The following is a 23,802-nucleotide window of genomic DNA, read 5'->3' as shown; positions in this document are numbered from 1 at the left end:
GTTTATAAATACTTGTTTCAAAATGAAATTAAATACATCTCTTCTATTTACATTATTTCTAAGCTCATCATTTTTATTTGGACAGATTACCGGGAGAATTGTAGATGGTTCAGAGGAATACCCATTGGAATATGCCACTGCCGCCTTGTATAATCAGGAAAATGGGGAATTGGTGACAGGTGTAATTACCAATTTGGAAGGTGTATTTACGATTCCTGATATAAAAAGGGGGGTTTATTATGTTGAAGCCTCATTCATAGGATTTCAGACCAGCACAATACGGGATATCCAAATCTTAAATCGTAACAATACAAACGATTTAGGTCTTATATCCCTCAGCATCGGAAACAATCAACTAAGTGAGGTGGTGGTGCAATCGGAGAGGAAAACCGTAATCAATAAAATAGATCGACAGGTATATGATGCTAAGGCCTTTCAAAATACCCAAGGTGGATCTGCCACAGACGTAATCAAAAACCTGCCTTCGGTAACAGTCAATGGGCTTGGCGAGATCAGTGTGCGTGGAACTACCGGCTTTGTCGTATTGCTAAATGGAAAGCCCTTGCAGGGCAATGCTGCAAACCTGCTCGCGCAATTCCCTGCAAATGCCATTGAACGGGTAGAGCTCATTACCGCCCCTTCGGCCAAATATGACCCGGAAGGCAAGGGGGGCATCCTCAATGTGATTACAAAAAAAGGAGCGGCCGATGGCGTATATGCACAGATAAATGTAAAGGGCGGTTTACCGTCCATTGAAAAATACGACAATGCCGACCCCCATCAACGCCATGGTATGGATGCTACCTATAACCTTCGTAAAGGGGATTGGAATATTTCCTTGGGAGGCAATTATCAGCGCAACGATATAGGAGGAAGGAGAGAAGGCGATGTATATACGATTATCAATGATACCCTTACCCAATTTCCTTCGGATGGGGAACGCAGTTCTGATGAACTAAATTATAGTGGAAGGTTTACGGTAGATTATACCCCGGATACAAAGAACACCTTTTCGCTTGGCTTTTATGGAGGGAAACGAAGCACGGACCGTCTTGCGGATATAGTTTATTATGACAATCACGCTATTACTCCTGCTCAAGGTGGAGACCGGGTGTACACCTTTCAATATTATAACCACAACCTGCGGACACGCAAGGGAGATTTTGTATTGGGAAGTTTTGATTATGGCCATAAGTTTGATGACGGTTCCCAGTTGTCATCCTCCATTTTATATGAATATACCTTACTGGGCGGTCCTACTACCAACCAGAATTTGGGTTTCCCTGATAACAATATTGTTTGGCAGGATGAGTACAATACCAATGACAACCCTTTGCATGGTGTACGTTTTCAGGTGGATTATGCCTTTAAGCCCTTCTCATTTGGACAATTGGAAACAGGTTATCAGTATAGAAACCTAAATCATACTGGGGATTTCGTTTATGAAAGAAAAAATAATAGTACGGGAGAATTTGAACTGATTCCCGAATTTTCAAGTGAGGTAGATTTGGCGCGGAGCATTCATTCCGGCTATGCCCAATTGAGCGGCACCCAGGAGAAATGGGAATATGCAGGCGGACTTCGGTTGGAAGCCATGGATAGGGATTTTGATCTTAGGGACAAGACCAATACCATAGATACTACCTATGTTTATGATCATGTTAAATTGTTCCCTTCGGCATCGGTGCAATATTCCTTTGAAAACAACACTAAATTGAAAGCTGCGTATAGTAAGCGCATAGAACGCACCACGACCTTTAAAATGAACCCTTTCCCTGAGCGCGAACATTCCGAAACCTTGGAACAGGGAGATCCTACGCTCTTGCCGGAATTCATTGATCTTGTTGAGGTAGGAGTGACCAAGAATTTCCAAAAGGGTAATTCAATTTTCGCCACTGCCTATTTTAGAAACGTTGATAATTTGGTGAATAGGGTAAATACGGTTTATAACGATACCATTCTGAACCGAATCTATTCTAATGTAGGAAAGAGTAGGTCATTGGGATTGGAGCTGGGAACACAGCTGAAGCTAACTGAAAATTGGTCCAATTTTATAGGAGGCAATGTATACAGCTATAAAATAGAGGGTGCTTTTGATAATAGATCCATTGATAGCGATGCGGTGGTCTATTCCATTAACGCCAATAGCACCTATAATTTTTCCGATACAGCATCGGCACAGTTTACCTTTAATTATCTTTCCGATCGTAACACTGCCCAGGGTGAAGATTCGCGTTTTTATTCGCCTAACCTTACTCTGCGTAAATCCTTTTTGGATAATAGGCTTACGGCTACTTTGCAATGGCAGAACATAGATATGGGATTGTTAAATACCAATGAGCAACGCATAACCACTTTCCGGGAAAATGAGTTCTATACTACGACCAATTATGTGTATGAGGTAGATATGGTAATCCTTAACCTATCCTATACCTTCAACAAAAACAAAAACAAATCCAAGTTCATTGAAAGTGAATTCGGTAAGCGGGAGTTTTAAACATTTCAATGGAAATGATATTTGTTCCATATCAAGAAGCTAATTTCTTTACCGGACGTTGGCAAGATGTACTTTTTTATGAATGGGATTATGAAAATAGAATTTTATCTCTTTAGCGCAAAGTGTCCACTTAAGTAGTTATTATCGCCAAGGTCCATAGTAAACCAATAATCCGATGCTGGCAAAGGGGTGCCGTGGGAACTGCCGTCCCAGCCTTGGCTGTCATATTCCAATTGACGTACTAGATTTCCATACCTGTCATATATAAATACTGCAGATTTAAGGGTTGGATTCAAATCTGTCCAGTTGGGATGCCAGAGATCATTTATACCATCTCCGTTAGGTGTAAAAAATTTTGGATATACCCTAATTTTGGTCAGGTCTATACAACTAGTGGGGTCTATGGTAACACTAAAACTAGATTGTTCCCTACATGGACCCGTATCGGTAATTATGTATATGAGCTGATCTTTAGTGATTATATCCCCTGCATTCAGAGTGTTGCCAGTTCCGTTGGTTTCTGTATTGTATTGGTTTCCAGAGGGAAGATCCGGGAGTCTGTAATCTTTACATACCACAATATCCCTTTGGGGGTATAAATATAGCCAACATTCTTCCTTGGTGTTAAATGAATATTTTGGACAGCCACTGGCAATTTCCATGTCATTAAATGGGGTTATGGTCACGTAAATAGCCGTATTGGTCGGAAAATCTATTTCCTCAGTATAATTGACCATATAAATAGTTTTACTTAGTATGTCATCGGAGGTTGGGGAAGTGCCCAAGGTTAAAAGGTAACCTGATGCCGCTGGGGTTTCTGTCCATGAGATATTGGTAGTGGAAGGTATGTTTACGGAACCGTTTGGCGGACTTACAAGAGTTGGACATTCCAACTGGGCATAAGAGACCAAGCCAAATAAGGCTACGGGTAGGTAAAATAACATTTTTCGCATTCCACATTGATCAATGTTAGACAATATACTGGAAATACCTCATTTTGAATACGATAAAGCTTGTTAATTTAAGGAAATACTTGCCTGTGGTCTTAATCTGGATAAATTCAAATTCTTTGTGAATGGAGGTGTCACCTCTTTAAAATATATTAAAAGATTATGGTCTTTTCTTAGAGATGTATCCATTAATTGGATGTTTTATATTCATAAATACTTTAAGTTGGGCTTTGTTACCTTACCTATTTAACAAAGAAAATTTGCAAATGGTTTGGGTCACTTGCAACTAAAGGATTTAGGTTTTGGCAAATATTTCTCTTAGGGTAAACTGTTGAAATTTGAACTGGATCAATAATTGGTTAATTTTGCTTTTAATAAAGCTCTTGGTTAGAATGATTTTAAAATTTCAAGTTATACTATGTAGTCTATTCTTTTTTTTGAGCCTTCCGCAGTTGAAGGCTCAAACACAAGCACTTGATACCATTAGCACGTGGGAAATGTTGGGCTATGACGGGGCAAGTGCCTTTGGAGGATTAAAACATGCCTACTCAAGACCGTTTCATTGGGAAAAAAACGATTTTTTCACTGCAGGGGCCATTATTTTGGGAACTGGGGCTTTGTATGCTTTTGATGAGGACAGCTCCGAGTGGTTTCGAAATCAGGAAGAGGGCGTTCCAGGGACATTTAAGGAGACCGGTTATTATCTTGGAAAACCACTTTATAACTACTCCATCAACGGAGGGGTGTATTTAATCGGGCTTTTTACGAAGAATGAAAAATGGAGAAAAACAGGGGTGCTTTTAATTTCATCGGCCACTACCGTAGGATTGATTCAATCCGTAAGTAAAACTTTCGTTGGGAGGGCTAGACCTATCGCCGATGTGGGAAAGGGAAGTTTTAAACCATTTAGTAATGAGGCCGCCTATCACAGTTTTCCCTCAGGGCACACAATATTGGCATTTACCACATTCTATGCCATAGGCAAACAGTTTAAGAATCCATGGGCCAAAGGAGGGTTTTACGCTTTGGGACTCCTTTCCCCGGTTACCAGACTTTGGAGTGGCGCCCACTGGCTTACGGATGTGGCCTTGAGTGTGGCCGTAAGTGTGGTGATTGTGGATTCCATTGATAAATATCTTAATAAGGAGCGGTATCCTGGGATTTTGTCAAAGGACAAAATTAGCTGGAGACTTCAGGTTGGGCCTGGGAGCATAGGCCTAAGAGGGACTTTTTAGTTCTTTTAAAAGGTTTTTTCGAATTAAAATATAGTGCTTGTTCGTTTTGTATATTACCAATTATTTCAGCATCAACTTAATCTGCCAAGTAAATAATATGAAGTTTATAAAACAATTTTTTTATGGTCTATCCATAGTAGGGATGTTAATTCTAAGCGTAATGTGTAAAGACGAAAAGAAAAAGGAAGTAACCCAAAAGATTAAAAAAGTGAGCCTTGAAAAAAACGAATTTGGGACTACGCCTGATGGGGGAAAGGTAGACCGCTATACCCTTAAAAATAGTTCAGGGATGACCGTGGATATAATAACCTATGGTGGAATTATTACTTCCATCAAAGTTCCAAACAAGGAAGGTGTTTTAGAAGATGTGGTTTTAGGGTATGATAACCTAGATCAATACTTAGAGAGTAGCCCGTATTTTGGTGCAATTATTGGCAGATATGGAAACAGGATAGCCAAAGGAAAATTTTCCTTAGACGGTACTAATTATAGTTTGGCCATTAACAATGGAGAAAACCATTTGCATGGAGGTATTAAAGGTTTTGATAAAGTGGTTTGGAAGGCATCCGAGGAAACAGGCGAAAATTTTGCAGCCTTAAAATTGGTTTATGTGAGCAAGGATATGGAGGAAGGCTATCCTGGGAGCTTGAATACCACGGTTACCTACACGCTTAAGGAGGACAATTCTTTGGATATGGCCTATGAGGCAACCACAGATAAAAAAACAATAGTAAACCTTACCAATCACAGTTATTTTAATCTTTCAGGGGATTTTTCCAAAACTGTTCTTGATCAGGTCCTTAGTTTGAATGCCGATAAATATCTTCCGGTAGATAATACCCTAATCCCCACTGGGGAAATTGCTGATGTGGAAAACACTCCGTTCGATTTTAGAAAACCAACATCTATAGGAAGCAGGATAGAGGCGGACGATGATCAATTAAAGAAAGGCGGCGGTTATGATCACTGCTGGATTTTAAACGGTCAAGACAAAGGACATCGATTGGTTGGAACGGCTTATGATCCAGCAAGTGGCCGGGTTTTGGAAGTGTTCACCACTGAACCGGGCGTACAGTTTTATTCTGGTAATTTTCTGGACGGTACGCTTCCCGCCAAGCTAGGAGGAACCTATAAAAAAAGAAGTGGATTTTGTCTGGAGACACAGCACTATCCGGATTCACCAAATCAATTCGATTTTCCATCGGTCATACTAAATCCTGGGGAAACGTATAGCTCAAAAACTACCTTTAAATTTTCTGCTAAATAAGGGAAGCACAATCTTTTAAAAAGTTGGTGTCTCTTTTTTTGTGTTGTCTTGGCTTTGTTTTAAGCCAGTTCAAAAACAGTAGGGAAAACCAATAATGGTCAATTAAGGGAGAAAAAGGTTAATGTATCAACATGGCAGACTAGCGTCATTTTTAGTTATTCCATTAAAAAATATAGGGATGGTTTTTTAAGCCCATCCCTAGTAATATTGATTAAACCCTTCTACTTTTAACTAATTTGTAGGTAACTAATGCTAAGGCTATTAGCAAACAAAACACAATAGAGACAAATGGGTTATTTTCTATGAGCTTTACAATGGGGGACACTATTTCCATAATTTGTAATGATTTTAGATTGTCTAAAAATTAGATCAACTATAAACGATTTTTTTACTTAGATATTTTATCGGTACAAAGGTTGCTCCAAAACTTCTTAAATAAATTGCAAAATACTCCCAAACTTTGTTAAAACTGACTATTACAGGGGTTTTGACATAGTTTGGGAGTGGTGGGAGGGGATAGGCGCTAAGTCAAGCGAAAATGCGACCATTGCTATAATAGCCCGACTATAGGATAACAGAAATAATTGGTGATTTTTGATTGGTCCGCTCAGTTCAGCAACCAATTTCTTTTGTCGTTCTTCGTGACTTTGGTAACCAATTTAAATAGGCGCGATTTTAAGTTCCCTGTTGTGAGCCGATTATCTGGTCATTTCAGAATTCAATTTCCAAATGGTTTTACCTCTTCATCTGATCTACAACATTCAGCATTATTTTCAATTGGTTTTGATTGGATCAGACCTTTGTATTCCTTTAGCAGTAATAAGATGATTTTAATTATCTAAAAATCAACAACTTAGATGTGGTGTTAAACGGTATTAACAAATTCTTACCGTTTCAAATTTCATGGAAATCGGTAAGTATTTCTAATTTTGACGTACAAATGATAATAAATCCCAATAATATGAAAATCTTAAAATTGACTACGGTACTATTTGCATTGTTAATTTCGGTTTCGTTAACCTCGCAGACTAGGAAGGATAAAAAAATAATGAATGATGCCACTAAGGCAAAAAAAACTTTGCTAAAAGCACAATCCGGATTACAAAGTTTATTTGATGACTCTGCAGGATATGTAATTTTCCCTAACGTAGGTAAGGGCGGATTTGTAGTAGGAGGGGCTTCTGGGAATGGTGCTGTGTACGAAAATGGGGAGGTCATTGGAGTAGCAGGGTTAAAAAAATTGAATATTGGTCTTCAGGCTGGTGGGCAGGCAATAATAGAGGTTATATTCTTTGAGGACGATACCGCTTTAAGCGAATTTAAACAGGGAAATTTTAGCTTTGCGGCCGAAGTATCGGCAGTGGCACTAAAGTCGGGAATTGGCCTCAATGCTAAATACAGGGATGGGGTGGCAGTTTTCGTGCTGCCCAAAGCGGGTCTTATGGCCGATGCTTCTGTGGGAGGACAAAAATTTAGTTTTCAGTCCTTTTAAAACACTTTAACCATGGTGTTTTATAATTGTATGTCATTATTTGGAATACTTAAATCAAAACAGGATGAAATACCTTTCAAGATTTAAATTTCTCCCCTTTTATGCTATTTCCTTACTTCCGATGTGGGCTCTTTATATAGTCTCGGATTTTATGTATTTTTTGGTATATCATGTAGTGGGATACCGAAAAAAGGTAGTATTCAATAATTTAAGGAATTCTTTTCCCTCTAAGAGTGATGATAAAATAAAACAAATAGGCAAAGATTTTTACAGGCATTTCTGCGATATTGCTTTGGAATCCTTTAAAAGGTTGACGATAGGAGAGAAGGCCATAAAAAAACGTTTGCTCATTAAGAACCCAGAGCTGATCCAGCAATATATTAATGACGATAGAAGTATTCTCATGTATACAGGTCATCAAGGCAATTGGGAATGGTTGGTTTTTTTGCCCTTGATGTTTCCCTATACTTCAAATACGTTTTACAAGCCTATCAAAAACAAGTATTTTGAGGAGTTGTTCAAAAATATGCGGGAAAGGTTTGGTGTAAATTGTGTGGAATCGGACAAGGGATTTAGGACCATTTTAGACAATCATCAAAGGAAGGAACTTTCCTTAAATTGTATGATCGGTGATCAAAGTCCAACAAAAAATAGTTCCAAATACTGGTATAATTTTTTAAATCAGGATACTGCCTTTTTTGTTGGTGCCGATAAGATTGCCAAAAAAACAGATCAGGTGGTGCTATTTCCTTTCTTCAAAAAATTGAAAAGAGGTTATTACGAATTGGAATTTCGGATTATAGACGACCAGCCACAATTAAGAAGCAATTTTGAAATTTTGGAGAAATACGCACAACAATTGGAACAGGCTATTGTTAGTGCTCCCGAGCTGTGGTTGTGGAGCCATAGACGGTGGAAGTTAAAGAGGGAAAATGATGGCGCTTTACTGGAATTGGAACATGTTTCTAACTAGGGGGTACTCTTGGTTTATGATGTTCTTTATCGTTTCTATTTTGGCCCTTATTAAATTAGATAATGACTGGGGCATTGGTTTAGTTAGAAACTCTGTTTTTTGGGGTCCATATGTTTTTTGTCCTTAAATATCAAGCTAAATACATAACCAAAAACAAAACAGGATACCAATCCAAAAAAGGCGTACATTAAAAAGTTTATAGTGGTGTAGTTGCTTATATAGTAGATTAAAAACCCACTTATAACAAATCCGATGAGTGTGCCTTTGGCATTGGCTTTTTTCGTCAGCATGCCCAAAAGGAACATGCCTCCTAGTCCTCCCGTAAACAGACCAAGGTATCTGTAGAATTCATCCCATAAGGATTTAATGTTAGAGCTGGCCATCCATAAGGCAAACAGCACACCTAATATACCTGTGGTTATGGTCGCCACCCTAGCAATACGCAGTAGGCGCAAATCGGCTATTTCAGGACGAAAATGCTTGTAAAAGTCGCTACAGAAAGCAGTAGAAACCGAGTTTAGGCTACTACTGATGCTTGACATGGCCGCCGAAAAAATTCCTGCAACTAGAAGACCTGACACTCCTGTTGGAAGTTCTTTAACAATATACCAAGGAAAAATGGAGTCGTTGTTGGTTATGGATGGGGATAACCGATCTGGCATCTGTGAATAAAATATAAACAACAAGGTTCCAATACCAAAAAATATTATGGTAGCCGGCAAGGTCAAAATGGCGTTGGTGTAGACTGTTTTCTGAGAATCCCTTATATTACTGCTTGTCAGATAACGCTGAACAATGGTTTGGTCTGTACCTTGAGTTACTAAGGCCGATGCCAATCCTCCAATAAAAACGACCCAGAAAGTGGAATCTGTAAAATTGAGTTTCATGTTCATAATGTTGAACTTATTGGAGTCCGAGGCATAATCTATCATTTCACCCAAGTTTGCTTCTGTATGGAGCATAATCCAAATAACAGCTAAAACACTGCCCCCCATTAGTACTACTACCTGTAAAACATCGGTCCAGATTACCGCTTCAATACCCCCGAAAGCGGTGTATATAATGCATAGTATCCCCATTATTAATATGCAGGCCTCAACCGGTATACCCGTAACTATGGATACTGCCAAGGAAGGAAGCAATAGTACAATCCCTATCCGTCCCAATTGAAACAAAATGAACGACAGACTTCCTAAAGCCCTGGCCGTATAATTAAACCGATTCTCCAAAAATTCGTAAGCTGTTGTGATTCGGAGTTTGGCAAAATATGGGATAAATATATATGCAATAACAGGGGTGATCAAAATGGCTGCCATATTGAGCATAAAATAGGACCAATCTGTAATAAAGGCTTTTGCAGGTATGGCCATAAACGTAATGGCGCTTAGCAGTGTTCCAAATACACTTAGCCCAGACGCCCACCAAGGTATGCGTCCACCGCCAGTAAAGTAATCCTCCGTAGAGCGTTGTTTTCTGGAAAAATAAAGCCCTATAAGTACAGATATACATAAATAGGCCGCCAGTATACTGTAATTTAGAACTCCAAAAGGATGTGCGGCATCCGCAATATTGAAGCTTTGTACTTTTGGAGTGCGTATTCCAGGCGATATCTCACCAGAAACGATTACAAAATCCTCCTGATTCTTGAAGGATAATGCGGTAACCGGGATTTGAGTCGCTAGACTATCATGGATAAACCACTTTTTGGTAATGGTATTGTAGGCTAGTATGTTTTTACTGAAACCAGAATGGTTATTTAGTATTTTATTTCGAGATTGAATTAAATTCTGCCGTATGGAATCATTGGTCTCTTCGGGTATTTTTAAGCCATAATTTTCCAGTTGATTGAATAATAGCTCATCAGAACCCCCATAAATCATAATGTGCATAGATCCTATGGCTTCGGCTGAAGCACCCATCAAGACCCTTGGTTTTTGATCTATAAGAATTTCCCCTTCTTCTTCCCAGCTGTTGCTTTTGATATTATAGGACAAATAGCTGCTGTGTGCTTTAGAAATCTTGCCCTTCACTTCATTCCTTCCACCAATGACATATATTTTTTTTGCTTCAGAGGCCTCCTGAACTACTGCCATATGTAGGGCTCTAGGGGCGCCTGGAAAATCAGGGAGTCGTTCCCAGGAAGTTTTGTTTTTTAAATCGAGACGATAAAAGGAGTTGGTGCTTTGGCCATTTTTGAGACCTCCAATGACATAGATATAGTCTCCGTTGGTTACGGCTGCCGTATTGGACAAAGGTTCTGGCAGATCCGGGTAATTATTAATGGATATCTCGGATGTTTTCTTATTGTAACTCAACAGAAAAACGGAAGCACTGGTTTTCTCACTGTTATTCCCGCCAATACATAGAATTCCTCGAGGAAGGCTTATGGATGCTCCGTAGGCTAAGGCAAACGGCAAAGATGTGTTGGATAGTTGCCATGCATTGTCTTTTAGAATATAGATAGAATTACTCCATTTTTTTTGTCCACCTTCCCATGGCAGTGCCTCTGGGAAGTTGGCTCCACCTGCAGCTATGATGACGCCATCATGTACTCCGCCCATCATGCCTGCATAACCTAACGCCTGTTCTTGCCCAGGTTCAGCTGGGAGATTAGATAAATTGCCGATTGAAAGTTTTAGGCTGTCTTGGCTATAAACGGTTATTGTGCTTAATAGTGCTAAAGTAAAAATAGAAATCTTACGAAATATGCCCATGAAAGGTAAAATTAACTTGATTGGCAATATACTCTAAATATTAGTATTATGTATAACATATGGTTTGGAATTTCTAATTTAACAGATTTGTACGCATGCAGTGGGGGCAAATAGATAGATACTGTTATTCGTACATATCATCAACATCTACCTCATGGAGTTCCTTTAAGAATTCCGCAATACCGTCTGTCACCGCCATAAAGAAGTTGGCCCCATTTTCGGGTGTGGCCATTTCTGGGTTTCCAACACCTGTATCCTTAGTTACCTGTGTCCATTTACGTTGAGCGGAAACCCATCCTTCCTTTAATCCTCTTATTTTGAACGTTTTGGATTTTCCCTCACCTGCCTCGTCCAAGGGTAGTACCAAGTTTGGATTTAAGTGCATTACTACTGCTGTTTCCAATTCCCCCGCGTGATCTCCGGGCTCAGTAAAAAATTGGGACCCATCTTTTACCTGCCACCAGTTTAAGGAGCAAACAAAGATGCTGGGGTGTATAATGCTTAGTTCTCTTATGATCTGTTTAAAATTGTTGCCGCCATGTCCGTTTATGATTACTAGTTTCCTGATCTTATTGGCTTCCAACACTTGAACCACGTCTTTTAAAAGTGCCAATTGTGTGCTTGGATTCATGTTTATACACAGATCAACATCCATTTGTCCCGTATTGACTCCAAATGGAATATTGGGCAAGACTATAACCTTAGCTTTTTTGGACCAGGCCTTTTTAGCTGCTGCAATGGCAGCATTTTCTGCCAATATATTATCGGTTCCGTAAGGTAAATGGTAATTGTGTGCCTCTGTGGCACCCCAGGGCAATATTGCAACCGTATACTTTTGCTCCCTTACGGTCTTCCAGTTGGTTTCTGCTAAAACGTAGGGTCTTGGACTTGTATTCATCTGTTTGTATTTATCGTTTCTAATTGCTGAGGCCAATTTAGGTAGCCAAAGACGTGTTTTTGTCACAGTACTTGCGTTGTGAAATGTACTTTATATTTTAGACAATATGTAATACATAAAACAATTTGTATGTAATTAACTTAAAATAGTCGTAATATTGTCATAAATTACATAAAATTGGGCAACCTGGGAAGTGAATTACGACAGGTTACAATATAACTCTAATGGTAGTGAAGCATGAGTACATTTAAGAAGATCGAACCTTTGGAAAACCTGTCTTTGGTAGATAAGGCCGAAATTAGAATCTTGAAATTTTTTAAGGAGAACAATTTAAAGCCTGGAGATGCCATTCCAAAGGAATTGGAATTTTCCGAAGCATTTGGAGTAAGCAGGACGGTGGTGAGGGAGGCCTTATTGCGACTAAGGACATTGGGGATGGTAGATTCCAAGAAACATAGGGGAATGATTCTTACCCAGCCCGATATTATAAACAACTTTGAACGTATTCTGGATCCCACTCTTTTAGGGGAAGACATAATTCGAAATTTATTTGAACTACGACTTATTCTGGAAATGGGTATCGCGGATTTCCTTTTTGAACATAAAACGCAAAAAGATTTGGATGAATTGGAGCAAATTGTGACTTTGGAGGAGGAAACCAGTTATGAGAAAAATCGATTTTCACTCGACCGGGAAATTGCTTTTCACGGTAAGTTATATCAAATGTCCAATAACCCTACCGTTCAAAGATTTCAAAGCTTATTATTGCCGGTTTTTGAATATGAGTACTTACAGGCATCTAGGAAGAACAATACCGAATATCAGTATTCCTCTGGACAATTTGTGACCCATAGAATGCTAATGGATAACTTAAGGGTGGGTACCCCTGAGACCTACAGAAGTGCCATGCGCCGACATCTGGAACCACATTTTGACCATGTACTAAAGAATGGTAAGAAGAAAACCGATTCGTAGGCTAGTCCAGCTTTGAATAAAGTAAGGGGAAGAACTTTCCTTCCATTTTTTTGCCTTTGGGAACACTTGGAACCCCAGCCAAAAGTTCATCGTCTGTATTGCTTATCGTACCATCGGCAAATACATTGAGGACAAATGCCCTTCTGCTTCTTTCTGATTTGTTTTCGTAAGAGCCATGTACCATTAAGGGGTGATGAAAGGTTGCATACCCTTTTTTTAATTCAATTGGAGTTGGCTTAAATTCCTTTTTTTGATCCTCGTTAAGATATGGCATAAGGCCATTCATGTCCCCAGCAAGTGACGGTGCATCCAAAAGGCCCCATTTATGGCTTTTTGGGATATAATGTAGACAACCATTTTCTGTGCTGGCATCATCTAATCCGGTCCAGCAAGTAAGGTGTTGCATGGCTATGGTTCTTGTCCAATAAGAGTAATCCTGATGCCAAGCTACTACCCCTCCATGCTGGGCTGGTTTACAAAATAATTGGTCGTGCCAAAACCTAACGGATTTGTTATCCAATAATTGATGCGCAGCCATTATAAAAGCTGGGTTCCAAAGAACATCATGTAAGCCAGGGGCAATGCGCCAATGACCTAGGGAATGGAACAAAACCGAATTTGGGTCTTGGGATTCGTTACTGTGAAATTCGTAGAACAAATGATGGCCAGGATGATTCGGATCCATTATTTCCGCCAATTCCTGATTTAACAAATCTACCTGCCATTCTTCCAAAAGCTTTATGCCCGATACATATCCATATTCCTTAAAGTGGACCAACTGTTCATCGGATAATTTGTATTGTTCCCATTCCGCTGCCGATTTTGGGAGTTGGAACATGTCCGAAACAGGATAGTCATAATCGGCTAAGTCTTTTATATTGGACATAGTACAGTTTGTTATTTTTATTTGCAACCAATAAATAGGAACAATTCTTATTTGGTGGGTAAACTGTTATAAATATATCCAATATTTTTCGATAAGTCAATTTATTAGGCCACTATGAATTGTTTATTTCTTTTTATTTTTCGGTTTTCTGTATCTGTCCTTTCCATCTGTCAGCCATTTAAGCGAGAAGCTTACAAATGGATTTTTTTGGTAATCATCCTGTTCAAAAAACAAACCTATATCTCCGTTGTCCATTATGGTCATGGATGAGTAGGCCGATTCTCCCTTATAGATTGTTTTTCCTTCGGACCAGGTTTCGCCTTCGTCATAACTTATTCTAACCGTCATGTTAACACGGCCATTTTCACTTTTGGCATTGGAGAACAATAACCTGTTTTTCTTGTAGCCATCCATAATGGAGGTGTAGCGAACAATACTGGCATTACAGCCCGGATCGATCAAGGTGGGTTCGGGTCGAGTTGCCCAACTTTTTCCCTCATCACTGGAAATATGTACGTACCTCTTTCCTTCTTTATTGGCCCTGGCATTGATCATCCAATCTCCATTGGCCAACTCTATAATTTTGGATTCGTCTGCAGGGCTCACAGGAGTGTCAGTAAAAAACCAGGATTTTCCGTGGTCCTTACTGCCAAAAACATGTAAACCGTTATTTATGTTTACCATACAGTGGAGTAGTGCGCCGGATCGAGTCTGTATACCTCGGCCAGAGGTTATAAATTTAAAATCGTTATGCCATTCTTGCTTTGCAATCTGAGGGGTAATATCTTCCGGTTGGCTCCACGTCTTTCCGTTATCAGAACTTTTTGTGACATGTAAATAGTAAACGTCCTTTTCTTTATCCAAATCCATATAGTTGTAAAAAAGAAAAATTTCATTGGTAATGGCATCTACGATCATAGAGGGATCTGAAGCAGATTTGCCTAGCGGAAAATCCACAATTTTTTCTATTGCTGACCAAGTTTTTCCATTATCGCTACTACGTCTTATTACTATGTTAATGTCCCGGCTCCCTTTTAAATCGGCACAAGAAGGTACCCTTTCGTCTATTGCCGCAATCAAGTCGTTGTTTGGAGCCGTAGCCAAGGCGGGAATACGATAGCAGGAAACGTCCGGATTCATGGAGGTATTGAACAAATCCTGATGACTTATTACCCCATCGGCAATCTTGAAAGTTTCCTGTTGGGCCTTACAGCCGAAGGCGACGAATAAAAGTAGTATCAATGTATTTTTCATATCTTTTGGATTTATGATAATTTCTATTTTATTATTCCATTCTTCTCCATTCTCTCAAAGGTTTTCCAGCATTGGAGCATAGCTCTTGGCACATGGAAACATCCTTTCCATTTGCCTCCTTTGAGGTTTAACAATACTTCCCCTCTTCGATTTAAATACCCAAACCACTCCCCGTGTTCGGTGTCTGAAAAATGCTGCCAACTAAAGTCGTGTACCTTTGCGTACCATTGGGAAATTTCCGGGTTTTGAGTGTGTTCATAGGCCTTCGAAAGGGCCACTAATGTCTCCAAATGCACCCACCATAATTTTTGGTCCCATTCCAACTGTTGAGGTGGATGCCCCTTGGAATCCAGAAAATAAAGTATTCCGCCAAATTCTTGGTCCCAGCTGTATTCCAAAATTTTAATAATGGTCTCTGCAGCCTTTTTTATTAAGCCTTGGTCATTTCTTCTTACGGCAATATCGATCATAAACCACATGGCTTCTATGCCATGACCGGGATTTAGCAAACGGCCGTTAAAGCTGTCTTCAAAGCTGCCGTCGGGCTTAACGAATTCATAAATTATACCAGATTTTTTATCCAAAAAGACGTCCATAACCTCTTGAATCGAAAAATCTATGGTTTGCTCCACTTCGGCGGGTTCCAATATGTCTTCCAGTTCTAAAGCCAAATTGGACAAGATCATGGGCAGGGCAAAACTTTTTAACGGTCTGGCGGAGGTTCCTTTTTCGTATATGCCCTTAGGGTTATCCTTTTTCTTAAGAATATTCAGATATGTTTTTTTGGCAAGTTCTTTGTATTCCTGATCTTGTGCCGCTATACCATATTGGGCAAAAGCCATAGCCGCAAAACAATCGGAAAAAATGTTATAAGGTTGTACCAGTGGTTGTCCGTCTGCGGTTAAGGAAAAATACACATTGCCTTGGGTATCCATTCCCTTGTCCCTAATAAAATCTACACCACTTTTAGCAATTTTTAACCAATTTTCCCTCTGTTCCACTTGGTTGTACAAGGTAGAGAACATCCAAGCTTGTCTGCCTTGCAGCCACATAAACTTATCGGTGTCGTAAACCTTGCCTTCTCTGTCCAAGCACGTAAAATAGCCGCCATTTTCAAGGTCCAAGGAATGCTTCTCCCAAAAGGGGATTATATTGTTCAATAAATTGTCCTTGTATAGTTTGCTTTGTGGTTTCATAAAATTCTATTTAATAGACTTTTTTTTAAATTTTTGCCCATTTTCCAATACTTGTGTCTATCCATGCTGGCCTAATTTGTTGGGCGTTAAATACTGTGGTGTACAAAAAGAGAAGTAAACCTATTTTATCAAGCATAGCGTTGTTGAGCTATTAGTGCAATTTATAGCAATCCGATCAATGGCTGGCATGGGCCATAATCCCTAAGGCTTCCAATGCTACCCTAGCCTCTTCCAATTCTTTTGGTGAAAGGGTTACATGAGGGAATCTACTTGGACCGCAATCTACTCCCAGTACTTTCATAAAGGATTTGGCCGCCCCATTAAAGCCTCCTTTTGAATTTAGAATATCTACGAACTTCATAGATTTTTCCTGTAGAGATGCTGCCAATTTATGATCGTTGTTGTGAAACGCCTCTATGATTGATAAATATAGCGGCGCTAAGTGATTGTAAGTGCTACCTACCCAGCCTTCTGCGCCCAATGGAAGGCTCGCTAGTAAGATTTCATCAAAACCAAACAATATATTATAGGCACCATGATTAAAATCCTTACAATATTTATAGTCTATTAAGTTATTGTTCGTAAACTTTATACCAGCAAAGTTTGGTATTTCCTTGGAGGCTAATTCCAGAAATTCGTGCATTAGGAAATTGGCACCCGTCAATACAGGAATGTGGTAGTAATAGAAAGGAGTGTCCGGTGCACAGCCGGCAATTTCCTTACAGTATTCAAGCAAACTTTTTAACGAGATAAGCCTAAAGTAAAAGGGAGCCAAGGCCGCAATGGCATCCACCTTATCCGCAGAATGTGTTGCTAGGTCTTTGGCGACCTTTAAACTGTTATGTCCAACGTGGTTTACCAGAAAAAAATCGTTTGGTTTGTTTATTGACCATTCAGTGATAATTTCTTTTCTTTCTTCGGTCGTCAAGGAGACAAAATCTCCAGTAGATCCATTCACAAAGGCGCCCTTAACCTTATTGTTTTTTAAAAATTGGCCGTATTCGGAGATTATACCCAAATTTATTGAGGTATCATTATGCATTGGGGCATAAGTTGCGGCGATCAGTCCGTTCATATATTTACTTTTATTATGTATTACAAGATACAATTACGTGTAAAGATTTCATTCACCCAAAATAATTTAATCAGATTACAATAATTCGTAAAAAGAATGTGGGTTGTCGTGATTTGATTATCCCGGTTTTGTTTATGAAATTCAGACCTAATTTCCAATAGCCGATTGCATTGGGTAAATTCAGACCAGAACAAACATGGTTTTATAAGAATTCATTGTGATAGATCCGCGGTGTTGTACCATAATTCTCATCTCCACAACTTTTTTTGCGGGTTTTACAACAAAAATGTGGTCTGCTTCATGGAAGATTCTAGATTTATACCAACCAATAAAAACCAACATTGATGAAAAAAGTAATAGTAACCTTCGCATTTGCCTTATTAGGAATGGGATTGTATGCCCAACAAGGCATGAAACTGGGGATCCATGGCGGTCTGCCATTGGATGAATTCCAGGATGAACTTAGCCTAGTTGCGGGAGTGGATTTAGGATATCGTTGGGGTCTAAGTGAAATTGTGGACCTTGGGGTAATGGTAGGTTTCGTAAACGGATTTCCTGAAAAGTATGATAGGGAGCTTTTTTCTGAAGACTTACCTAACATTCAATTTATGCCCCTCGCCGCTTCTGTTAGATTTTGGACCTCCAATTCGTTATCCATCGGAGCCGATGTTGGTCAGGCCATAGGCATAAACGATGGTAATGACGGCGGACTTTATTATAGGCCAACCATAGGTTACCTAATGGGGGCACAAACGGAAGTGAATCTTTCCTATACCGGTATTAAATTGGATAATGTTACTTGGACAACCCTTACCCTGGGCATTGTCTATACTTTTGATTTATAGGCTGATATTTTCTTTAGTTTAAGGAACGGTATTTATTCTTTGGTAGTTATTTTGTGCAGGAAGGAATTGTGAAATTTCAGGCTGTTGCCATTACTGTTGTAGAATAAAAAACAGTGCCAGAAATATAAACAAGGCCCTTTGCATGTTAGGCAATTGATAATGTATCATTTAATAGAAGGCTGCCAATTCGTATTTTATAGAAAGCGTATTGGTTGCTATTTTTGTAAAGTGTATGTGTTATGTAGCAAACAGTTAGTGGTCCCGATTCATGAATTATTCAATCCACCCAAGAGTAACTTCTTCTAAAAGTATACTTATTAATATAGCTGTTACAAATTTCAATACATCAGAATAGGTATTGTGTTATTAAATAGTAAACCCAAGGTAAAATCATCAAATCCGGCCATTTTCGTACTTCCAATTATATAGCTTTGCCGTGAATAACCAATTATAAAAATTATTAGGTAATGTATTTTTGACCCTTTGGAATTATACTATGGTAATTTTTCCCCTAAGATAAAAGCGATCAGGATTGTAATCACTACAATGATTATTAAGCATACTTAAGGATGGCATTGGAAGCCTTAATTAGGCAAACTTACAGGAGGGGAAATAGTATTTGGGACTATGGTGTTTAGATACGTAAGAAATTTCTTCCCAACTAGCGGTGTGCAAACCTTTGCATTGTTTTTTAAGACCCAAAAATTTCGACATCCTTAAAATTGTGTTAATTTGGTTATGACAAAACTAATTAAAACAACTAAATATGAAGAAACTGAAATTTTTGATGTTTGCCTTAATTATAGGCATATCAACAGCATCATGGGCACAGACCTCGGTTACCGGTACGGTATTCGATGAACAGAATGTTCCCCTGCCTGGTGCAACCGTTATCGAAAAGGGAACTAAGAATGGGACAACAACTGATTTTGATGGTAATTTCACCATCCAAGTATCAGATGCAAACGCAACTCTCGCCGTGTCTTTTTTAGGTTATGCTACAAAAGACATATCGCTCAATGGTCAAAGCACCGTGAGCCTTACACTTCAAGAAGACTCATCACTTTTGGACGAAGTAGTTGTAGTAGGTTATGGAACCCAAAAAATTAAAGACGTAACTGGTGCGGTGAAAAGAGTTACCAGTGAAGACTTTAACAAAGGTGTTGTAAATAACGCGGGACAACTTATACAGGGTAAGGCTGCGGGTGTAAATGTTACTTCCTCAAGCGGGGAACCAGGTAGCGGGCAGCGTATTGTTATTCGTGGACAGGGAACTATTCGCTCAGGGTCAGGGCCACTCTTTGTTTTGGACGGTTTTCCATTGGGCTTGGCAGGTACAGGTTCAGGAGAAAGTCCTTTGAATTTTATAAATCCAGATGACATTGAATCTATTGATGTATTAAAAGATGCTTCGGCAACTGCAATATATGGTTCAAGAGGAGCCAATGGCGTTATCATTATTACAACTAAAAGCGGAAAGGCCGGTGTTTCTAAAATATCCCTTTCTACTAATGTAGGTGTTTCTACACTGGCGCGTAAACTGGATGTATTCAGTGCCGAGGAATTCCGTACGCAAGTGGCGGCAATTCCTGGGAGTGAACTGATAGATGGAGGAGGTTCTACCGATTGGCAAGATGAATTGACTAGGGCTGCGATTACGCAAAACTATAATTTAGTGTTGTCAGGTGGTACCGATAAATTAAATTATTATGCTTCTTTAGGCCTTCAAGATCAGGAAGGGATTGTATATAATTCCGACTTAAAAAGAACAAGTGCCAGGATCAACGTAACCCAAAAATTATTGGATAATCGATTAAGAATTGATTATAATTTAAATACCACGCTTACCGATCAATCCAGAAATAATAATTTGGGGTATACCACCAACCCTACATTTAACGCGTATACTGCTGATGGGGAAATTAACAACCCTCTTAATTGGAACAATCCTTTATTGTCCAATAAGTATAATGGGAACTTTTCTGAATCTCGAAGGATAATGATAAACATAGCACCTTCTTTCGAAATTTTGGATGGTCTGGTATACAAACTTAATTATGGCTATGAAAATAGATCATCAGATAGTGATCAACAAACTATCGCCAATAGCGATAGAAATGATTTAGGCTTTTTAAGACAGTCCTTTGGAAAATATGAAAATAACCTAATTGAAAACTATCTGACGTATACTTTTGACGTAGGAGAGCACAATCTAAGTATTTTAGGGGGTCACTCCTATCAAAAAACGTTTTCAAGAAATAGTAGTTGGTCCATTGACGAATTTCCGTCTGATACTGGTATAGATCCCCGTGATAACCCTGGATTGGGAGGGGATACCAATATAACTGATCATAGACCTACTGGAAGCACCTTTGAAAACGAATTACAATCGTATTTCGGTAGGGCCAATTGGAGCTTTATGGATAGATATCTTTTTACTGCAACTGTAAGAGCTGATGGTTCCTCAAAATTTGGTAAAAACAACAAATACGGGGTGTTCTCGTCCTTTGCAGGATCTTGGAGAATTATTGAAGAAGATTTTATGGAGGGTTCCATCTTTAGTGATTTAAAATTAAGGGCAGGATGGGGACAAACAGGAAACCAGGAAATTCCAGGGAAAATTACAAAAGCTTCCTTTAGGGTTAGTAACTCAAGTAATGTAAGTTATCCAATAGATCAGAATGGTGCTTATCCAGTGGGATCTGAGTATACTCGTTTCGCCAACCCTGACATTCAATGGGAGGTTTCAACCCAATCTAACGTGGGTGTTGATTTTGGATTGTTTGATGGTAGTTTAACAGGTACTGTGGATTATTTCCATAAAGTGTCCGATAATATCTTATTGGAAGTGGTACCGGTAGATCCTATTGTGCCAGCTCCAACGTATTGGACCAATGTTCCTGACATGACCATTACCAACAAAGGACTTGAAGTTGCACTTGATTATTCAAAACGTAATCCTGATGGTTTGTCTTACGGATTTGGAGGAAATGCCACTTTTATTGATAATTTAGTGGAGGAATCTCCCTTTACCATTGTAACTACGGGATCTGCATCTGGACAAGGTCTTACGGATGCCACTATCAACGGGTTTGTTAGCGGGGAAGCCATTGGTGCTTTTTATATGCAGACATTCACGGGAATTGACGCCGATGGTTTGTCACAATTTGCGGACAATGACGGAGATGGTGAGATTACGGAGAAAGATAGAACAATTGTTGGAAGTGCTTTGCCAGACTTGACCTATAATTTTTATGCAAATTTCAAGTATAAAGGATTTGATTTTAATATGAATTTTAATGGAGTATCAGGGAACGAAATTTATGACCATACGGCTATGGGAAGTTTCTATAAAACCTTATTGAGCAAATCAAACAATACTACCCCAATAGCCATACAATATCCCGAAGAAAGTATTATTAATTCAGCTGCCGTTTCCACACGTTATTTAAAGGACGGTTCTTATTTAAGATTGAATAATATGACCTTTGGATATTCGTTCGATACCAAATCCATGGCATGGGCTTCAAACTGGCTTCAAGAATTTAGACTAAGCTTTACGGGCCAAAATTTATTCGTAATTACAGATTATGATGGATATGATCCCGAAGTGAATACGGACAGTTCAACAAATGGAATTCAATCCTTTGGTATAGATAAATTCGCCTATCCAAAAGCAAGAACATTTGTTTTTGGTGTGAATGTATCCTTTTAATATAAAATAAAAATAGATATGAAAAACTATATAAAATTAGCATTGTTGTTTTGCAGCATGTTATTGAATTGGAATTGTACGGATCTTGAAGAGAATGTTTTGGACGAATCTTTGAATCCTAGTACCGAAGGTATTGATGAAGCTATAGCAGCTATAGCTCCTGTGTATGCAAATGCAAATAATGACATTTATAGGCACACCATATATTTTGCCATGCAGGAAATCTCTACGGATGAAGCCATTTTGCCCTATAGAGGTGGTACGGATTGGGGAGATGGCGGAAAATTTTCGGATTTATACCGTCATGCCATGACGCCTGGGAATGCCATTATGAAAGACGTTTGGAACGGGGTTACCAAGCATATAGCCAGATCTGTAAGTGCAATTAATGCCTTGGAGCCGTTGACCGAAACAAATCCTCAAGCGGTGGTTTATTTGGCAGAGGCCAAGGCAATGAGAGCCTGGTTCAACCATATTTTATTGGACGCATTTGGGTTGGTATTCGTTAAGGATAATATTGATGATCAATCCGTAATCCTTAGAGGTAGTGAGGCGGTTGATTATTTAATAAGTGAATTGAAGGCCGTTGAACCTGATTTGTCTACCACAACAGCCGTAGGGCCGGGTAGGATGACAAAGACAGGAGTTCAAGCCTTGTTGGCCAGAATTTATTTAAATGCTGCCGTATATAGAGATCCTTATGGAACACCTAATTTCAGTCCTGCAGATATGGATGCAGTAATCCAATATACCAACCAGGTAATTAATTCTGGTGAGCATGCACTTTCTGCAGAATATTTTGAAATCTTTGACGATGAAAACCATACCAACAAAGAATTGATTTTTGCTTTAGATCAACGTCCAGATCTGGATGGTCACAATAGGATGGCTTATTTCTCTATGTCCGGTGACTTCTACCCACTTCCAGAATTCCCCAGTGCCAATGGAACAGATGCGGCTGGTATTACTTCGGACTTTTATCAAACTTGGGTAGATGCTTATGGTGACGTGGATCCAGCCGATGCCGATCCCAGATTCCACAAAGATAATTTGATAAATGAACCAGGATGTGTTAGTGCTGAAGATTTTGAAGTTGATAGAGGTATTTATAGGGGTTTATTGTACGGATTGCAACATGATCAGGGAGGTGATCCTTATGAAAGATGCGAAGGAGATAAATACGTGGTGGACTTGGTTATAAATCGCAGATCTGAGGTAGGAGATCCCGTTTTTCATTCTTTGGAGATCGATTTTACTACTAACAGTTCACACAGTAATGGATATAGGGTGCTGAAGTACGAGTTTAGTAAAACTTCCGATTCTGGTAGAAACAAAGGACAGGCCGATCTTGTAGTATTGCGCTTGGCCGATATGTACCTGATGCGTGCTGAAGCAATGCTAAGAAAGGGCGATGCCGGTGCGGCACTGGCCGATGTTAATTTCGTTAGAGCTTCTAGAACCGCTAGGCATATTGCTCCTGCACTGGATGCCATGGATCTAAACATTTTGTATCGCGAGCGTGGATTTGAATTTTATTGGGAATTTCAAAGGCGGACCGATATGATCCGATTTGGAAAATATGAGACCTCTTATACGGAAAAAACAAATTCCGATCCCCAAAAGCGTCTTATGCCTATTCCTCAAAGTGCTGTTGACGGCGCCTCAATTCTTGATGGCTATTTGGTTCAGAATGCAGGGTATTAGAATATAGACAACTATTAATTATTGATAAGGGCGGGCAAATTTTTGCCCGCCCTTATTGCCTTTGGGGCTATATAGAATATGAAAATAATTCTGAAGACCTTTCATTTAAAGACGCTTCAATCTATC

At 39.2% G+C, this 23,802-nt stretch carries 16 protein-coding genes; 9 read left to right on the top strand and 7 right to left on the bottom strand.

Annotated elements, in window-relative coordinates:
- Nucleotides 1-22: 22 nt before the first annotated feature.
- Nucleotides 23-2,497, top strand: coding sequence for a TonB-dependent receptor domain-containing protein (locus tag CWD90_RS04630; protein ID WP_103474748.1), 2,475 nt, complete (start codon nucleotides 23-25; stop codon nucleotides 2,495-2,497).
- A 104-nt stretch (nucleotides 2,498-2,601) separates the two neighbouring features.
- On the opposite strand, the gene CWD90_RS04625 is transcribed toward CWD90_RS04630, so the two are convergent.
- Complete coding sequence (locus CWD90_RS04625) at nucleotides 2,602-3,450, bottom strand: T9SS type B sorting domain-containing protein (protein WP_103474747.1); 849 nt, start codon at nucleotides 3,448-3,450, stop codon at nucleotides 2,602-2,604.
- Nucleotides 3,451-3,839: 389 nt separating this feature from the next.
- Between CWD90_RS04625 and CWD90_RS04620 the strand changes: the two genes are divergently transcribed.
- From CWD90_RS04620 to CWD90_RS04605, 4 genes are all read left to right on the top strand, one after another.
- The gene (locus tag CWD90_RS04620) at nucleotides 3,840-4,682 is read left to right on the top strand and encodes a phosphatase PAP2 family protein (RefSeq protein WP_103474746.1); all 843 of its coding nucleotides are present in this window, start codon (nucleotides 3,840-3,842) and stop codon (nucleotides 4,680-4,682) included.
- 97 nt (nucleotides 4,683-4,779) lie between these two features.
- Entirely contained in the window at nucleotides 4,780-5,949 is a 1,170-nt protein-coding gene (locus CWD90_RS04615) for an aldose epimerase family protein (RefSeq protein WP_103474745.1), read from the top strand.
- A 961-nt stretch (nucleotides 5,950-6,910) separates the two neighbouring features.
- Nucleotides 6,911-7,441: a lipid-binding SYLF domain-containing protein gene (locus CWD90_RS04610; protein WP_103474818.1), complete on the top strand. Its 531-nt coding sequence runs from the start codon at nucleotides 6,911-6,913 to the stop codon at nucleotides 7,439-7,441.
- A gap of 64 nt (nucleotides 7,442-7,505) precedes the next feature.
- Entirely contained in the window at nucleotides 7,506-8,414 is a 909-nt protein-coding gene (locus CWD90_RS04605) for a lysophospholipid acyltransferase family protein (protein ID WP_103474744.1), read from the top strand.
- Nucleotides 8,415-8,497: 83 nt separating this feature from the next.
- Here the strand turns inward: CWD90_RS04605 and CWD90_RS04600 are convergent, their stop codons facing one another.
- Both CWD90_RS04600 and CWD90_RS04595 read right to left on the bottom strand, forming a co-directional pair.
- Nucleotides 8,498-11,128 (bottom strand): sodium:solute symporter family transporter, encoded by a 2,631-nt coding sequence (locus tag CWD90_RS04600; protein ID WP_103474743.1) that lies wholly within the window; start codon nucleotides 11,126-11,128, stop codon nucleotides 8,498-8,500.
- 124 nt (nucleotides 11,129-11,252) lie between these two features.
- The gene (locus CWD90_RS04595; RefSeq protein WP_103474742.1) at nucleotides 11,253-12,026 is read right to left on the bottom strand and encodes a creatininase family protein; all 774 of its coding nucleotides are present in this window, start codon (nucleotides 12,024-12,026) and stop codon (nucleotides 11,253-11,255) included.
- A gap of 237 nt (nucleotides 12,027-12,263) precedes the next feature.
- On the opposite strand from CWD90_RS04595, the gene CWD90_RS04590 reads away from it, so the two are divergent.
- Nucleotides 12,264-13,001, top strand: coding sequence for a FadR/GntR family transcriptional regulator (locus tag CWD90_RS04590; protein WP_103474741.1), 738 nt, complete (start codon nucleotides 12,264-12,266; stop codon nucleotides 12,999-13,001).
- A gap of 1 nt (nucleotide 13,002) precedes the next feature.
- Here the strand turns inward: CWD90_RS04590 and CWD90_RS04585 are convergent, their stop codons facing one another.
- The 4 genes from CWD90_RS04585 to CWD90_RS04570 all read right to left on the bottom strand — a co-directional run bounded on the left by CWD90_RS04585 (nucleotide 13,003) and on the right by CWD90_RS04570 (nucleotide 17,412).
- The gene (locus CWD90_RS04585) at nucleotides 13,003-13,887 is read right to left on the bottom strand and encodes a phytanoyl-CoA dioxygenase family protein (RefSeq protein WP_103474740.1); all 885 of its coding nucleotides are present in this window, start codon (nucleotides 13,885-13,887) and stop codon (nucleotides 13,003-13,005) included.
- A gap of 123 nt (nucleotides 13,888-14,010) precedes the next feature.
- Nucleotides 14,011-15,141 carry a sialidase family protein gene (locus CWD90_RS04580; RefSeq protein ID WP_103474739.1) on the bottom strand — a complete coding sequence of 377 codons (1,131 nt, stop codon included), beginning with the start codon at nucleotides 15,139-15,141 and terminating at the stop codon, nucleotides 14,011-14,013.
- A 23-nt stretch (nucleotides 15,142-15,164) separates the two neighbouring features.
- Entirely contained in the window at nucleotides 15,165-16,337 is a 1,173-nt protein-coding gene (locus tag CWD90_RS04575) for an AGE family epimerase/isomerase (RefSeq protein ID WP_103474738.1), read from the bottom strand.
- 175 nt (nucleotides 16,338-16,512) lie between these two features.
- Nucleotides 16,513-17,412 (bottom strand): dihydrodipicolinate synthase family protein, encoded by a 900-nt coding sequence (locus CWD90_RS04570; RefSeq protein WP_103474737.1) that lies wholly within the window; start codon nucleotides 17,410-17,412, stop codon nucleotides 16,513-16,515.
- Nucleotides 17,413-17,756: 344 nt separating this feature from the next.
- On the opposite strand from CWD90_RS04570, the gene CWD90_RS04565 reads away from it, so the two are divergent.
- From CWD90_RS04565 to CWD90_RS04555, 3 genes are all read left to right on the top strand, one after another.
- Nucleotides 17,757-18,257 (top strand): outer membrane beta-barrel protein, encoded by a 501-nt coding sequence (locus CWD90_RS04565; RefSeq protein WP_103474736.1) that lies wholly within the window; start codon nucleotides 17,757-17,759, stop codon nucleotides 18,255-18,257.
- Between the two features lie 766 nt (nucleotides 18,258-19,023).
- Nucleotides 19,024-21,972, top strand: coding sequence for a SusC/RagA family TonB-linked outer membrane protein (locus tag CWD90_RS04560; RefSeq protein WP_205161200.1), 2,949 nt, complete (start codon nucleotides 19,024-19,026; stop codon nucleotides 21,970-21,972).
- A gap of 18 nt (nucleotides 21,973-21,990) precedes the next feature.
- Entirely contained in the window at nucleotides 21,991-23,676 is a 1,686-nt protein-coding gene (locus CWD90_RS04555) for a RagB/SusD family nutrient uptake outer membrane protein (RefSeq protein WP_103474735.1), read from the top strand.
- Nucleotides 23,677-23,802: the final 126 nt, after the last annotated feature.

The sequence above is a fragment of the Arenibacter catalasegens genome, from assembly GCF_002909235.1.
In the GTDB taxonomy this organism is placed as follows: Bacteria; Bacteroidota; Bacteroidia; order Flavobacteriales; family Flavobacteriaceae; genus Arenibacter; species Arenibacter catalasegens.
The sequence above is the reverse complement of the archived record's forward strand: the minus strand, read 5'-3'. Positions and strand labels throughout refer to the sequence as shown.

Excerpts from the sequence above, each read along its gene's own strand:
- CWD90_RS04570 (WP_103474737.1), bottom strand. The coding sequence starts at position 17,412 with ATGAACGGACTGATCGCCGCAACTTATGCCCCAATGCATAATGATACC.
- CWD90_RS04575 (WP_103474738.1), bottom strand. The coding sequence starts at position 16,337 with ATGAAACCACAAAGCAAACTATACAAGGACAATTTATTGAACAATATA.
- CWD90_RS04580 (WP_103474739.1), bottom strand. The coding sequence starts at position 15,141 with ATGAAAAATACATTGATACTACTTTTATTCGTCGCCTTCGGCTGTAAG.
- CWD90_RS04615 (WP_103474745.1), top strand. The coding sequence starts at position 4,780 with ATGAAGTTTATAAAACAATTTTTTTATGGTCTATCCATAGTAGGGATG.
- CWD90_RS04590 (WP_103474741.1), top strand. The coding sequence starts at position 12,264 with ATGAGTACATTTAAGAAGATCGAACCTTTGGAAAACCTGTCTTTGGTA.
- CWD90_RS04565 (WP_103474736.1), top strand. The coding sequence starts at position 17,757 with ATGAAAAAAGTAATAGTAACCTTCGCATTTGCCTTATTAGGAATGGGA.
- CWD90_RS04605 (WP_103474744.1), top strand. The coding sequence starts at position 7,506 with ATGAAATACCTTTCAAGATTTAAATTTCTCCCCTTTTATGCTATTTCC.
- CWD90_RS04630 (WP_103474748.1), top strand. The coding sequence starts at position 23 with ATGAAATTAAATACATCTCTTCTATTTACATTATTTCTAAGCTCATCA.
- CWD90_RS04600 (WP_103474743.1), bottom strand. The coding sequence starts at position 11,128 with ATGGGCATATTTCGTAAGATTTCTATTTTTACTTTAGCACTATTAAGC.
- CWD90_RS04555 (WP_103474735.1), top strand. The coding sequence starts at position 21,991 with ATGAAAAACTATATAAAATTAGCATTGTTGTTTTGCAGCATGTTATTG.
- CWD90_RS04585 (WP_103474740.1), bottom strand. The coding sequence starts at position 13,887 with ATGTCCAATATAAAAGACTTAGCCGATTATGACTATCCTGTTTCGGAC.
- CWD90_RS04595 (WP_103474742.1), bottom strand. The coding sequence starts at position 12,026 with ATGAATACAAGTCCAAGACCCTACGTTTTAGCAGAAACCAACTGGAAG.
- CWD90_RS04610 (WP_103474818.1), top strand. The coding sequence starts at position 6,911 with ATGAAAATCTTAAAATTGACTACGGTACTATTTGCATTGTTAATTTCG.
- CWD90_RS04620 (WP_103474746.1), top strand. The coding sequence starts at position 3,840 with ATGATTTTAAAATTTCAAGTTATACTATGTAGTCTATTCTTTTTTTTG.
- CWD90_RS04625 (WP_103474747.1), bottom strand. The coding sequence starts at position 3,450 with ATGCGAAAAATGTTATTTTACCTACCCGTAGCCTTATTTGGCTTGGTC.
- CWD90_RS04560 (WP_205161200.1), top strand. The coding sequence starts at position 19,024 with ATGAAGAAACTGAAATTTTTGATGTTTGCCTTAATTATAGGCATATCA.